At 45.1% G+C, this 13,679-nt stretch carries 16 protein-coding genes; 5 read left to right on the forward strand and 11 right to left on the reverse strand.

Annotation, left to right across the window (positions count from 1 at the left end):
- The first annotated feature begins 786 nt into the window (after nucleotides 1–786).
- Together QUA23_RS23350 and QUA23_RS23355 are read left to right on the forward strand one after the other, a co-directional pair.
- Nucleotides 787–1,326: a group 1 truncated hemoglobin gene (locus QUA23_RS23350; RefSeq protein ID WP_333078504.1), complete on the forward strand. Its 540-nt coding sequence runs from the start codon at nucleotides 787–789 to the stop codon at nucleotides 1,324–1,326.
- Between the two features lies 1 nt (nucleotide 1,327).
- The gene (locus QUA23_RS23355; RefSeq protein ID WP_333078503.1) at nucleotides 1,328–1,669 is read left to right on the forward strand and encodes a hypothetical protein; all 342 of its coding nucleotides are present in this window, start codon (nucleotides 1,328–1,330) and stop codon (nucleotides 1,667–1,669) included.
- A 110-nt stretch (nucleotides 1,670–1,779) separates the two neighbouring features.
- Here the strand turns inward: QUA23_RS23355 and QUA23_RS23360 are convergent, their stop codons facing one another.
- Together QUA23_RS23360 and QUA23_RS23365 are read right to left on the reverse strand one after the other, a co-directional pair.
- Nucleotides 1,780–1,974 (reverse strand): hypothetical protein, encoded by a 195-nt coding sequence (locus tag QUA23_RS23360; protein ID WP_236506337.1) that lies wholly within the window; start codon nucleotides 1,972–1,974, stop codon nucleotides 1,780–1,782.
- 154 nt (nucleotides 1,975–2,128) lie between these two features.
- Complete coding sequence (locus QUA23_RS23365; protein WP_006631307.1) at nucleotides 2,129–2,341, reverse strand: helix-turn-helix domain-containing protein; 213 nt, start codon at nucleotides 2,339–2,341, stop codon at nucleotides 2,129–2,131.
- Nucleotides 2,342–2,531: 190 nt separating this feature from the next.
- Between QUA23_RS23365 and QUA23_RS23370 the strand changes: the two genes are divergently transcribed.
- The 3 genes from QUA23_RS23370 to QUA23_RS23380 all read left to right on the forward strand — a co-directional run bounded on the left by QUA23_RS23370 (nucleotide 2,532) and on the right by QUA23_RS23380 (nucleotide 3,537).
- Complete coding sequence (locus QUA23_RS23370; RefSeq protein ID WP_333078502.1) at nucleotides 2,532–3,002, forward strand: hypothetical protein; 471 nt, start codon at nucleotides 2,532–2,534, stop codon at nucleotides 3,000–3,002.
- 98 nt (nucleotides 3,003–3,100) lie between these two features.
- The gene (locus tag QUA23_RS23375) at nucleotides 3,101–3,322 is read left to right on the forward strand and encodes a type II toxin-antitoxin system HicA family toxin (RefSeq protein ID WP_333078501.1); all 222 of its coding nucleotides are present in this window, start codon (nucleotides 3,101–3,103) and stop codon (nucleotides 3,320–3,322) included.
- Nucleotides 3,319–3,537, forward strand: coding sequence for a type II toxin-antitoxin system HicB family antitoxin (locus tag QUA23_RS23380; RefSeq protein ID WP_333078499.1), 219 nt, complete (start codon nucleotides 3,319–3,321; stop codon nucleotides 3,535–3,537). The genes QUA23_RS23375 and QUA23_RS23380 overlap by 4 nt, the downstream gene beginning before the upstream one ends.
- Here QUA23_RS23380 and QUA23_RS23385 read toward each other — a convergent pair.
- From QUA23_RS23385 to QUA23_RS23425, 9 genes are all read right to left on the reverse strand, one after another.
- Nucleotides 3,534–3,740: a hypothetical protein gene (locus tag QUA23_RS23385; RefSeq protein WP_333078498.1), complete on the reverse strand. Its 207-nt coding sequence runs from the start codon at nucleotides 3,738–3,740 to the stop codon at nucleotides 3,534–3,536. The genes QUA23_RS23380 and QUA23_RS23385 overlap by 4 nt on opposite strands.
- 284 nt (nucleotides 3,741–4,024) lie before the next feature.
- A complete protein-coding gene (locus tag QUA23_RS23390) occupies nucleotides 4,025–5,347 on the reverse strand; it encodes a CO2 hydration protein (RefSeq protein ID WP_333078497.1) in 1,323 nt (440 codons plus the stop codon).
- A gap of 177 nt (nucleotides 5,348–5,524) precedes the next feature.
- Nucleotides 5,525–7,081, reverse strand: a complete 1,557-nt coding sequence (locus QUA23_RS23395; protein ID WP_333078496.1) for an NADH-quinone oxidoreductase subunit M — start codon at nucleotides 7,079–7,081, stop codon at nucleotides 5,525–5,527.
- 112 nt (nucleotides 7,082–7,193) lie between these two features.
- Nucleotides 7,194–7,913 (reverse strand): carbonic anhydrase, encoded by a 720-nt coding sequence (locus QUA23_RS23400; protein ID WP_333078495.1) that lies wholly within the window; start codon nucleotides 7,911–7,913, stop codon nucleotides 7,194–7,196.
- Nucleotides 7,914–8,017: 104 nt separating this feature from the next.
- Entirely contained in the window at nucleotides 8,018–9,877 is a 1,860-nt protein-coding gene (locus QUA23_RS23405) for an NAD(P)H-quinone oxidoreductase subunit F (RefSeq protein WP_333078493.1), read from the reverse strand.
- Between the two features lie 324 nt (nucleotides 9,878–10,201).
- Nucleotides 10,202–11,167, reverse strand: a complete 966-nt coding sequence (locus QUA23_RS23410) for a glycosyltransferase (RefSeq protein ID WP_333078492.1) — start codon at nucleotides 11,165–11,167, stop codon at nucleotides 10,202–10,204.
- Between the two features lie 65 nt (nucleotides 11,168–11,232).
- The gene (locus tag QUA23_RS23415) at nucleotides 11,233–11,937 is read right to left on the reverse strand and encodes a L,D-transpeptidase (protein WP_333078491.1); all 705 of its coding nucleotides are present in this window, start codon (nucleotides 11,935–11,937) and stop codon (nucleotides 11,233–11,235) included.
- Between the two features lie 248 nt (nucleotides 11,938–12,185).
- Nucleotides 12,186–13,301 (reverse strand): phospho-N-acetylmuramoyl-pentapeptide-transferase, encoded by a 1,116-nt coding sequence (mraY, locus tag QUA23_RS23420; RefSeq protein ID WP_333078489.1) that lies wholly within the window; start codon nucleotides 13,299–13,301, stop codon nucleotides 12,186–12,188.
- 130 nt (nucleotides 13,302–13,431) lie between these two features.
- The gene (locus tag QUA23_RS23425; protein ID WP_006631296.1) at nucleotides 13,432–13,671 is read right to left on the reverse strand and encodes a DUF3134 domain-containing protein; all 240 of its coding nucleotides are present in this window, start codon (nucleotides 13,669–13,671) and stop codon (nucleotides 13,432–13,434) included.
- Nucleotides 13,672–13,679: the final 8 nt, after the last annotated feature.

Raw genomic sequence — 13,679 nt, forward strand, 5'->3', positions numbered from 1 at the left:
TGCACGATCTGTTCGATCGCCCTATCCCCTAAGCCTTGCTGTATAAACCTTTTAGCTAATTATTCAGCAAGCCCTACGTAGTTATGGTGAGTACAACTTGCCAAAAGCTCATGCAGGATTCGTTGCACGTAAACCCATTTTAGAGGGCAACTCGATCGCATAAGTGACTTGAGGGTTGATCGGCTTTTTCACTCTACCAAAAGCCAGATCGCCCTTCTCCCTCAAATCTCCCCATTCACCTGCATCTGATGCACCCTATCAGCCAATTATTACAAGCGTTTTTCGTCCAACTCGTCAATCGCCAGCATCCCGACAGAGATAATTTCTTTCAGCGTTAGTCAGGTTGCTAGCGCCTTTTTCTGCACAAGTTCCTTAATAATGGGGCTGGCTGCAATGGGGGCACTGGCTCTGGTCACAAAACTAACCGGAGATTAACAACTTCGATTAAATCGTAGCACTTTTAACCTGAGCTTTTAGCTGCGATGCAAATTGTTTAACCGCATTTTGACAATACCCAACACAATGTGAAGTCAATCAATCAGCAAATGGTGACTTATCTAAGAAATATTACAAAATCTACCGTAGGATAATTTGATGCTAAAGTTATCAAATGATGTGACGATTTATCGCTCTTTACCCTCGCCTTTTTACGATCGCACAGAGCTAAAGACTAAGTTTAGTTGAGATTAGACATAGGCTTCCTGCTTCTTAAGCCTATGTATCTGTAAATCACTTAGTGCTGAAGATTCAATTAACCATATTACCATCACAATTGGAAATTTTTCAATGAAACTCAGTAAATCTTTGGCAATGTTGTTGACATTAATTTGTATCACAGTCATAGTTGTGACTACTTTCAGATTAAGCCCTAGTTTGGCTCGTTCTACGCCGGCGATGTCAGCACAAGAATCAGCAGAAAAAGTAACTACAGATCTGATTGCACAAGGTTCTTCAGGAAGCTCTCTCTACACTAGGTTAGGAGGCTACAACGCGATCGCAAAGGTCATTGATGATTCAGCAATTTTCATATTCAATGACGCACTAATTGGTAAATATTTTATTGGCTTGGGCACAAACTCACAACAGAGGCTGCGTCAGTTGTTAGTGGATCAATTCTGCCAAGCAGCAGGGGGGCCTTGTGTTTATACAGGGCGGACTATGAAGCTTTCCCATAGTGGAATGGATGGAGGTCTGACGGACCGTGAATTTAATGCTTTTGCTAATGATATATCCCAAGCTCTCGATAAAAATAGGGTCAATCCACCAGATAAAGCCGAAGTGCTGGGATTTGTCAATAGTCTGAGAAGCAAGATTGTCGAAAAGTAATATGAAACACTCGAATCTCCTCCTGCTTTCGGTTGCATTTCTGCTACTGTCAGGAATGGTAACAGCCGACGCAGCCCGTGCAAAACCGTCAGAGCCAACCACCGAGATGAAAGTTCCAGTATCTCCAATGCCAAGGCAGTCTTCTGAGCGCTTTTCCATGCCTGCTATTTTTGCTCCACCCCAAGCTCAATCCAACGATCGACCTTTTTGTTTTTATCAGCGCTCCGATAGCACGATAGTTGATTTGAGCAGACTTTGTGGGGCTAAGAGCACCGAAACGGGTACAAATACTAGATGGGAAAACGCTCCTATTGAGGAGAAGAAGACCCCAATTTATTGGTAAAAAAACGAGAATTTGTTTCAGTAGACTAATTCCATAGGAGCGCCCTTGCCTTACTTTCCCAGAAGTGCGTGAAGCGTAGCTATCCCGTCGGAAATCGCCCTCATCGCGTCTCAAATTTCCCCATTCACCTGCATCTGATGCACCTTGTCAGCTAACTCTTGGCGGCTTTCCTTATCGAGTGCATCAATTGCCAGCATTCCCAAGTACACGACTTCCTTCTGAGTTAGTCTTGTCGCTTGGGCTTGTTTTTGAATGACTTCCTTAATCACGGAACTGACCGCGATCGCAGTATTAGTTTTTGCCACGAAGAATAATCAACTATTAATAACTTTCCTTGATGTTACCATCCTCATTTCGATTAAGTACAATAATGTTTGACTAACTACAGTTAATCATGCTATAGTGTAAAAAATACAAAAAAGCGATCGCCCCCGGTCTAGACAACTCAAGGCCGATCGACTATTCCTCTAAAACCTCAACCAAATCTTCAATCATCACATCAAAAGTCCGAGCTAACTTCCGCAGGCAAGTAAAGTCAACCATTGCCATTTCAGGACGACGAGCATAGCTTCTGACAGTGCTATAAATTACCCCGGAACGATCGGATACTTCCTTAAGCGTCCAGCCCTTCTCCGCCGCTAGTTCCCGAATTTTTAGCCTGACTAAACCCATGCTTGACAGTTGATGCAATTGCGTCGTAAAATTTTATATGTAAAGAGCGATCGCCCCCCGGCCTGGAAAACTAAAGGGCGATCACCTGTAAAACCATAGGAACAAACATTTTTTGTCCCATGCACTTAAATATCTAGAGATTTACTCTCTATCCAAAAGTGCATTTACCATATCCATAGGTCTACCAGCCATGATATCAGAAACTCCGGCAAAATCGCGGACGATCGCAGAATCCAGAATAATTCATAAATCGCCAATCCTTCATCCCCTGGCGAGATTCGTTACCGAAGAAACAGTCGCACTCCTGTTCAATATCGCAGCAGACGAGATTTACCGCATTGAATGGTGTCGCTACATGGTTTACGTGCACGCCAAAGGCATCAGCCGGTTTGTCAGCTACGCCGATTTTCCCCCTATTTTAGAAGTAAAGCCGATCGCACCTCAAGATTTTGGCAGATGGTACAAACGCTGGAAAAGCAAGCAAGCACCAGCATTTTGGACGAAATTCTACACGTACAAGTTCAAACAAGCTGTTTCAGTTGACAGCTTGCTGGAGTGGGGGCTCTTGGTAGCTACAGTTAAATCGGTCATTTCTGGGGCGGCGCTGCAACAGCTACGAGATGTTTATGCCCAAGAAAAAGATTTGATGGAGAAATTTTAAAGTGCGATCGCCCCGACGAGCAACTGCGAGAATGGGCAAAGGAAAAATTAAAATAAATGGCTAAGTGAGAAAATGGAGGTAGAAAATGGACAATCACCATGCCTAGAAAAATTCGCGAGTTAAAAGCTCAGATTACCCGTGAGGGCTTTATTTATTTGCCAAAACGCGGAAAAGGCAGCCATGAAAGATGGCAGCACCCTTTGATTGGGAAGACATTAACAATTCCAGGCAAAGACGGAGATGATGTGCCACGCTATTTAGAGAAGCAGTTGGCAATATTGTTAGCCGAACTCGACGAGTTAAAGGAGGAAGATTCATGAACCGATACAGTATGATCGTCCAATGGTCTGACGAGGATCAACTTTTCCTCGTGACAATTCCAGAGTTTGCCGAGCGCGTTGTCATGCCATGTACCCACGGCCAAACCCGCGAAGAAGCCATCCGACATGGCGAAGAAGTGCTCGAAATGTATCTAGAAGCTTGGCAGGAAGAAGGTGAACCCATCCCCGCACCTAGCATTCTTCAAATCGCCTAGAAAACCTCATCCTCGATTCCCAGCCACCATTCCCCCAGATTCATTAAATCTTTGTGAAGGTCAGTAAGTTCTGTCATATACTCTTCCGCAGAAATCTCCGATCGCCTTTCTTGCAATTTTTTCAGCCGCAGTTGCACCAACAGCCAAGGTTTGGAAATCCCGTCCTTTGCTTCGATATATTTGGCTAGCTCGTTGCTGTCCATAGTTATTGGTTATTTGTTATTGGTTAGATCGTTTCCGGTTGTATGGGAATAATTAAACCGCAGAGAACGCAGAGAACGCAGAGAAATCAGAGGAAAAGAAGAGAGAGAGGAATAATTATGATGCCAAGTAGCTTAATATTATAGGACTTTTGAAACGATTTAAAAAAGCTTTCATTTTTCCCAGTCGGTTTCAACCGACTTGAGCTTTGAGCCAGGGGTTTCAACCCCTGGCGGACTAACGGACTGGCGGACTTAGAAACTAAGATGCCTCCGACAAACATCCTTTACCTGTAATCCGAAGTCTGGATATTCTTGAGCTTCGCAGCATATTTCATACCGTATTCCGGGCGACAGAAGCGATCGATCTGAGCCTCAAAGAAAGCCCGATTTGCTTTCAAATGCTTTGGATTCGGGTCATCTAAAGGATACAAAAGAGCAGTCCGCAAAGCTTGAATCACCGCCGAAGTAACGCAGTACATCGATCGCTGAAATGTCACCCCAATTTGATTGAGGATATCATCTTCGCCGCGACAGCGCTGTTTGTAGAAATCCATCAAATAAGGCGGCAGGAAATGCAGCATATCTTGTGCTAGCAAAGTCGGCGGAATCCCCGCCGTACCTACGGGGAATTTGTCTGCATAAAGCACTCCGAAGTGGAAGTCTTTTTGGTCGTCAGGAACTTCCTTAGCCTGAGCGTTGTAAGATTTGGTGCCTCGGAATGGCGAAGTGCGATAAAATACAGCTTCCACGTAAGGTAACGCTGCTTCGTAAAGCCAAGTGAAACCCTTAGATTTGGGGATGATTTCGTAGGTTTCGCCGTCGATTTGAACGTGGTGGTAAATCGGACGACCGGCGATCGCAAATATGCCATTTACTAGGAAATCCATCGCCTGCGGGACTGTGGTAACTTTCCCTTCGTCGTACAAGTCGGAAACCTCAAAAAACACCGGCGCCATGACTTCCCAGAATAAACCGAGATTGCTGTAATAAGACATTTGGCGGCACTGTTCTAAAAACATTTCTGGAAATGCTTTGTGCAGTGCCAGCATGAACGGGTCTTTTTTGAAGTAAGCTTTAATTGCCCGATCGGCATTAGCCTTATATTCGTCACTGTCCAAATAAGGATCGAATTGATTGGTAGGCACGTACAAGCCCCGGTGCCAAAGCATTGACCTCATGCACTCTTCCGCAAATTCCATGTTAATGCGATCGTGCCACAAATGGTGAAAAAGCCGCGGCAATTTGCCTGTTTCTCCCTTCTCCATGAACTCCAAAAGTTCGGGGTGAACACTTCCAGTCCCGCGCCATATCCGCAAATCTGCACCGTCGCCTGCATAGTGATTTTGTAAATCTAAATACTCTTGGGGTAAAAAGTATTTAAAGAAGGGAAGTGGGTGCAAAAATACTCGTTCGGCGATGTAAAGCAAATCCCGCCAGTAAAAGTCCATCGGCACTGCGTAAGCTTTCCAAATAGCGATGATTTGCATCAGATTTTCCGGCGTATCTGGAATCATAGCGCCGCCAGCTTCCAGCCTGTGAATTACTTCCGCAAATTCGTGCTTGGAAGGAGGTAGTTTAGTTGCTGGTTTATTAGGGGTTTGTACCATTGTTTTTTCCTTTGATTGACTGAATCTAAATATTTTGAATTATTGCAAAAAGCTGCAATTCTTTAACTGGTTCTCCGGCTTTGCTTGGGAACCGATATCCATGCCTGAACTGGAAAATAGGAGGCTTAGCCTCCGGATTTGCGTTACCAGGCTCTGCCTGGTAACAAGTAGATTCTCTTAGTTAGCGTCGGGGGACTTTGTTTGTTGTATAGACGCGATGGAAATCGCCGAATGTTCAACGGGATAGCTAATAGCTACTTGGGCATTTCTGTCCGCCGGCAGAGTAGCAACGATTGCATTTGTAGTAGATTCGCTCCACTTGAGCAGCCAAGCAGGTTGAATTCCCAACACAAAAATGATGCCCGCCAAAACCAGCGCCGGCATATTTTCAGCAAACGTAACTGGAGGGTAGTAAGCCGTGGCATTATCCAACTTGCCGAAACAGGTGCGGTTGAGCAGAATTACAAAGTAAACTGCTGTTAACCCGGAGGCTAAAATGCACAGTAAGGTTGGAATTGGAAATGCTGAAAAACTACCTTGAAATACTAAAAATTCGGCAATAAAACCCACTAAACCGGGAATTCCGGCGCTTGCCATACCGCCCAAAACTAACAGGGAACTGGCAGTGGGTAAGCCCCGCATTGGGTTCATCAAACCGTTGAGTACATCCAAATCCCGCGTGCCAACTTTGGTTTCGATGATGCCTACCAAATAAAACAGCAAAGCTAAAATCAAGCCGTGGCTTACCATTTGCCCGACAGCACCGATTAAGGCGAGTTTCGTACCCGCCGCGCAGGCAACGAGGATGTAGCCCATGTGTCCGATCGAACTATAGGCTACCATGCGCTTAATATCTTTTTGGGCGATCGCGCTCAAAGCACCGTACATCACGCTCACAGTCCCGATAATCGCTAAAGCGGGAGCTATAATCGACCAAGTTTCGGGAAACATCTGCAAGCCGAACCGCACTAAACCGTAAGTTCCCAACTTCGCCAGAATCCCTCCCAGCAAAATTGCTGTTGCTGGCGAAGCTTCGACGTAAGCATCTGGTAGCCAAGTGTGCAATGGCACTAAAGGAATTTTAATTCCCAACCCAATTAGCACAATTGTTAGCAGGATCAATTGCGTGTTCAAGGGCAATTCTTGAGTGGTAATCGCAGTGTAATCGAAATTTAAAGACCCACTCAGCCAAGCAACACCCAAAAACCCCGCTAGAACTAAAAGTCCCGAAACAGCCGTGTAAATCAAAAACTTCATGGCAGCATATTCTCGCTGCTTTCCGCCCCAAATTGCAATCAACAGGTAAAAAGGAATTAATTCTACTTCGTAAAAAAGTACAAACAGCAGCAAATTTTGAGACATCAAAGCTCCGGCAATACCAGCATTGATCAGCAAAATCAAAGCATAGTAAAGCTGGGGTCGAGCCATCCCTTCGCCAGTGCCATAAATGACTAATAGCGTCAGCAAAGCACTTAAAACTAGCAGCGGCAAGGACAAGCCGTCAATGCCCAAATTGTAGCTCAAACCTAATTGTGGAATCCAGGGCAAATATTCTTGAAATTGCAGTCCCGGATTGGCTGGATCGAATTGAGTCAAAAGCCAGATATTCAAAAGGAAAATAGCTGCCGCAAAAGCCGAGGCTATTGAACGCAGACGCATCCCATTGATATTTCCGGGCAGGAACCCGACTACCGCAGCGCCCAACGCGGGCAACCAGAGCAAGGCACTAAGCATAATGTGTGAAGTGAAGAGTGAAGAGTGAACAATCAATTTTGCAGCCTCTTGTCTTTGATAATTTGAGAGTTTAGATGTTAAACTTTTTCCCAATTATCAATTCCAAATTTCATCACGACTCAGAAAGAATAGTGACTCTCCCCGTGTCTAAATCGTAGTATCCACCCACAACTTTCAGTTTATTCTCCGCAATTAACTTAGAGATAACTGGAGATGCTTTCAACTTGTTAGCTTGCATCACAACATTGGCTTTTGAGGCATTTTCTAGCTTGTCGCCTGCTTGGCTTTTTGAGTTTTCTACAGCAGGCTTAATTGCGTCGAGCAAACTGCCAATTTGACCGGGAACCTGAGCTCCTTTGATGGTTGCGTCTACCGCACCGCACCTTTTATGACCGACTACCACAAGCACTTTTGCTCCCAGTACCAGCGTGCCAAATTCCAGGCTGCCAATTTCTTCGGGGGTAGCAACATTTCCGGCCACGCGACAGACAAATAAATCTCCCAATCCCTGATCGAAGATAATCTCGGAAGGAAAGCGGGAATCTGCACAGCCGAGAATAGCAGCAAAGGGTTTTTGAGTTTTGGCAACTTCGGTGAGGCGCCCAAAGTCTTGGTGGGGATTTTGGCGTTTGCTGTCAACAAACCGTTTGTTTCCGTCCATTAACTGTTTCAGAGCTGCATCGGGAGTCAAGTCACTTTGAGCAATTGCCGGTTCGGGTGCAGCCAAATCAGCGCCTGCTCCTACTGCGAGTATCCCTGTACCAATAGCACCTGCGACAAATTTGAGGGAATTGCGCCGGGAAAGATTGAATTGTCTGTGGTCTGAGTTCATTTATGCTCCCTTATTTGAACGAGTTTGAAATCTTTGTTCAAGACTTCATGTTTTTAAGATTTTAGATGAAAACTGTCACCTAAAATCTTCAAGATTATATTTCTTTACCCGCCCACAATCAGCGACAAGCGAGCTAGAAGTGGCCAGCTTATGAGCAGTCCCAAAACTGCCACTCCGAACAGAATTGTCAAGGCGTAAAACTGAGTTTGACCGTTAACGTTGTATTTGAGGCTTTGCCCGCCAAAAACCGTTGCAAAACCGATTAAGTTCACAAATCCGTCCACAATATTGCGATCGAACCAAGAAATGATTTGGGAAACCAAACCAACTGCAAATATCACTGTCACGCGGTAAAGTTGGGCAGTGTAAAAGTCGTAAGCAAAAAAGTCTTGCAGGGCTTGAGAACCGATTCGCACAGGTTTTTCCCATTTCTCGTTTAGGTAAACAAATGCTCCTGCACCGATGCCGATCGCGGTTGACAAAACTAGCAGTCCAGTGGCGGTATAATTCAAACTTGCCCCAGGCAAGACCTGCCACGTCGCCAGCAAGTGCGGAACGTGCAAAGTAAAGCCCATTAAAACAGTCATCGGCAAGATAAAAGGCCAGTGAACTTCCGGCGAGCGTTCGGTCATTTGCTTTGGTTTGCCACCGAAAACTAACCCGAAGACGCGCACCAAGCCAAAAGCAGTGACGCCGTTTACAAACAGCACTATTCCTAACAAGAAAGGGTGAGTTTGCCAAAGCCCAGATGTGAAGTCTTCTAAAGCCCAGAAACAGCCGAAGGGTGGCAGTCCCACCAATCCAGCGCTACCGACAATAAACGATATCGCTGATATTGGCCGCTTTCCCCACAAACCGCCGAGAGCTCGGACATCCTGAGTGACGCTGTTCCAAACTACCGAACCGATGCTCATCACCAACAAACCCATTGCCAAGCTGTAGGCAAATATCAATGTCAGGGCTGTCTGGGCTTGTCCGGTGCCGACGGCGATAAATACTAAGCCCATGTAAGAGCTGACTATATAGGAAAGCGTGCGCTTGATGTCAATTTGGGCGATCGCAATTAATGAAGCACCAACCGCTGTCGCAGCGCCTACAATAATAGTTGTCTTCAGTCCGATCGGCGACAAAGCAATCACCGGTTGCAACTTAATCAATATCCAAGCACCAGTTTCCACAACTACGGTGTTCCGCAAAATCGTCGCCGGCAGCGGGCCTTCCATCGCCTCATCTAGCCACAGGTGCAAGGGAAACTGAGCACATTTACCCATCGGTCCGGCAATCAAAGCTAAAGTCAACAGCGTCGCTACAGTGGGGTCAAGCTTTGCAGTCTGGGCCCAAACAGCCAACTCGTCAAAATTCCAAGTTCCAGCCAGCGGCAGAATGGCGACTACTCCCATCAGCAGGAATAAGTCACCCACCCGCTTGGTTAAGAAAGCGTCGCGGGCTCCTGTCACCACCAAAGACTGATTGAACCACAGCCCGACTAGCAGGTAAGTACCCAAAGTCAGAACTTCCAAAATCATGTAGCTGAAGAACAGGGAATTGCACAGTACCAAGCCGCACATCCCAGCTTCAAACAGCCCCATCAGAGAAAAGAACCGAGCCCAGCCCCAGTCCATTTCCATGTAACCGAAAGCATAAATCTGCGCTAGCAAGTTCAGTCCGGTAATCAAAACTGTCGCCCCGACGGTGACAGCAGAGATTTCTACGGGAATAGTTAAGTCTAAACCTGCTACATTCAGCCAGGGAATCAACTGGTGTTGCGTAGGTTGGTTCCAGATAGCTGTCAGGGCGATGACGCCGTGTAAAAAAGCGAACAAGGTTAATATAGCGTTCACGTAACCGGATGGTCTTGGCCCCGTGCGGCGGGTAACTGCTGGAAACCACAGCATCGACAGAACTCCGCCGATGAGTGGATAGCAAGGTATAAACCAAACCGTCTGGAGTAAGATTTGAGCCATGGGCATTACCTGTAAAGGTTACAAAAATTTAAAAATCTGAGAATAATTTTGATCGCGCTGACGACAGCACTCAAAAGCCACAAGGCAGAAGTAAAGAAAATTTGGGAATTTGCCTCTGAGTTGGTTCCCGTCGTCAAACCGAGCGCTTCAGAATCGACTTATTAATTTTATATTAAGTATTGCATTAAATTTTCATATTTCTGATTCAGCATATTTATCTGTACCTATAAACTATACTTATACGTATATAGAGGGGCGGATTGCATACAAAGGAATATTTGTCGATCGCAAGTGCGATCGAACAATCATTAATTGTCTAAAATATTAAAACCGCTCAATGTCCCAAGCTGCTAAAGGAAGTTTCGCTTGGCGCTGTCCGATCGACCTTGCCCTAACATTCACTAGACCGATCGGCGTATTAAACAAATCTACCAGATCGGATCGGGCGATCCTCTTCGAGGGCTTCGCTAACACACTTTTGGCAGCAGCCACAGGCAATTCCTTGAACAGCCATCTAGCCAGCCGATAACAATATTCCCCTGTTGTGAATTCTCGCATCAAATCGACACCGTGGAGTTCGTGCAAATATTTATTAGATTCGCCGTACCGATACCATTGACTTTGCAACTGTTTTATTGTAGAACGGTGGCGGTGTCGGACGATCGCATTTTCCGCAAAATACATTTTATAGGATGTTTCCCGCAAAATCCGCCAACACAAGTCAGCATCGCCGCCACTGGTAAGGTAAGGGCGAAATAATCCTATTTGTTCTAAAACTAGCCTCCGTAAAGCTAAGTTGGCGGTTTGACCGTAGGGACAAAAAGGGTGAGCGAGAGTATGTTTTTGAGATAAAGTATTTTGGCGATCGGCGTGTTGTTCTAAAATAGTTTTACCGGGCAATGCGAGTATTTCCCCAGCGCTAATTCCTATTTCTAAGTCAACGAATGGCTTAACTAAATTTTCCAGCCAGTCAGATTCCGGGCGACAGTCTGCATCGGTAAATGCAATGATTTCGCCTGTGGAGGCGCGAATTCCTTGATTGCGGGTGGCGTAGGAACTTTGAATCTGATTTTCGGTGAGGTGGCGAATGGTTATTTTATCGAACTTAGCTGCAGTTTCGATGATTGCTGAAGTGCGATCGCGACTGTTGTTGTCTACTAATAGATATTCTACTCTGTGTGGCGGATAAGTTTGCGATCGCAGGCACTCAATTAAATCCGGCAAATCCCCCTCGCCGTTGTAAACTGGCACTACCACCGAAACTTGCGGGAAAAACACATCACTGTTCATTAAGTTCTTGTGGAACAGGCATCTTGCCTGTTGCTTCAGAAAAACAAGTTTTATACCAGTTTACCTTATTTAGCAATTTCTACTGCCGTTCCCTTCTGCACAAAATGATATAATTCCTCAACATCCTTATTTTCCAGCGAAACGCATCCCAAAGTCCAGTTCGATCGATATTTTATAATATTATCCGAATTAGCAGGAACGCCGTGAATCCCGACTTCGCTGCCTACACTGTCGCCCCACCTAACTGTACCATCTTGCTTAGCTTTTATATGTTTGCGCCAAGATTGTTTGGTTGGATAATCCAGCCACAGAAACTTTGACCAACTTTCGTGAGGGTACATATCTTTAATACTAAAAATACCTTCCGGCGTCCGCAAATCCCCTGCTTTTAATTTATCACCTGTGGGATTGCCACCAAATACTACAGGATAAGATTTTACTGGCTTTTTGCTATCGTATACAGTCAGCCTGTATTTTGATTTTTCAACTAGGATGGAAATTCTGTTTTTATCTAACTTATCTGGTTCGCCTAAAATTTGTATTAGCGGCTTGTCGTAGTTTAATAAATTATCGGGCGGGAATTGGGTATGCAAAATATTTAAATCATCAGCCGGACAGTTATTTAAGCAGAAAACGTCTAAAATGTAGGGAATTGGAACAGCATAACCCAGCCTAACGAGGTTCCAGTAAAAAACTGAGCTAGCAGCCAGCAAGAGAAGGCTTGTAGCAAAAATTCTCCCTATATTGCCCCTGATTTTTTTGATTTCCATTGCCTTAACTAGAAATATTATAGATTGTTCAGCGGTTGAAACTGCTATTTACTAGAGAAACGAAGTCCCTCTCTAAGAGACTAAGAAATGTGGAACAGCCCAAAAGCGTGTGGCTTGAGCCTTAAACAGGCAAGATGCCTGTTCCACAACTGCATTCAGTTATTGTGGAACAGGCATCTTGCCTGTGTCTTTCAAATAGTAGAAAATATCTCTTACATCCCCTGTGCAATCCGTCACGCAATCCGTTCTCAACTGTTTCCCGTCAACATCAGAATCATTAACACTAACGCCCCGTTAGTTAAATAAAAGATTCCCACAACCTGAGTTTCCAACCAGCCGCACAACTCTAAATGATGGTGCAGTGGAGCCATTCTTAACAGACGCTTGCCGATGCCATCAGGCCCTTTTGTAGCTTTGTAATAACCTACTTGAGCAATTACTGACAGCGTTTCTACAAAGAAAATCCCGCTGATAATTAATAATATCCAAAGGCTATTTGTTAATAAAGCTACCGCACCCAACGCACCGCCCAAAGCTAAAGCCCCTGTATCGCCCATAAACACACTGGCTGGATTGCGGTTGTGTGCTAAGAAACCGAAACAACTGCCGCTGATGCAAGCGCAAAAAATCATTAATTCTGGCGAAGTAGAGGCTACAGATGCACCTAATCCCAAAAGTGCGATCGCCCCCAAACCTCCCATCAAGCCGTCAACACCATCGGTAAGATTAGTAGCATTGCTTTCGGCAACTAGCACAAAACCAGCCAGAGGCCAGAATAGCAAACCTAATGGCAATACCCAACCGAAAGGCAAAGCAACATTCGTAGAAATTGCAGGTTGATGAAACATCAGCCACAGACAAAATAGAGCAGCAAAACTTATTTGCAAAGCCAATTTCATCCGAGGTGAAATACCTTTGTTCGACTTGCGTCGCAGAATTTGCCAGTCATCAATCCAGCCAATGAAACCGTAAGCTAAAGTTAAAGCGGATACGGCAACAACATCTGAGTTAAACTTAGACCAAAGTAAAGCGACTGCTACCCCTGCAGGTACAAAAAAGATGCCTCCCATTGTCGGGGTTCCCGCTTTTTTCAAATGTGCTTGGGGGCCGTCTTCGCGAATTATTTGTCCAGCTTTTAGTTGCTGGAGTAGGGGAACAACTGCATAGCCCAACCCCGACGCAACTAAAGCACAAACAACTAGCGGCATAAATAGCGATGCAGGTAAATTCAAAAATCTATCCGCTGCTACATCTAAACCGATCGCTACAATGCCGAGTCCCAAACCCAGCAGCAGGAATAAATTCTTGCCTGTAAGTTTGAAAGGTAGACTAAAAGGGATTTTCTCATCCACAAAGTTATCCATAACACTCCTCACCACACACTATTTGAGAATAAGCAATTGACAATGGGGGAATAGGGTGCGATACAGGAGATTGAGAAATCTCTTAGTTTTTCTTCCCTGTTTCCGGTTGATTTCTTCACCCTTCTACCCGTTATTCTTCGCCTACACTCACATCCTCTTCTACTTCCTCTTCTAAATCATCGTAAGGACTGTCGTCAACTGCCATAAGTTCAGAAATTTCTTCTTCGTGCAGATAGTCGGGTTCTTGGACATCCCTTGCTAACAGGCGATTGTTAGATTCCAACCAGTCTAAAAGAGAAGATTGCTGTTTTAATGGAATTACATCCGCAGGTAAGTGGCGAGGAATTTGACGCAGAGATGGGTTGTACATGATTATCG

Origin of the sequence: Microcoleus sp. Pol1C5, from assembly GCF_036701115.1 — a bacterium.
Taxonomy (GTDB): domain Bacteria; phylum Cyanobacteriota; class Cyanobacteriia; order Cyanobacteriales; family Microcoleaceae; genus Microcoleus.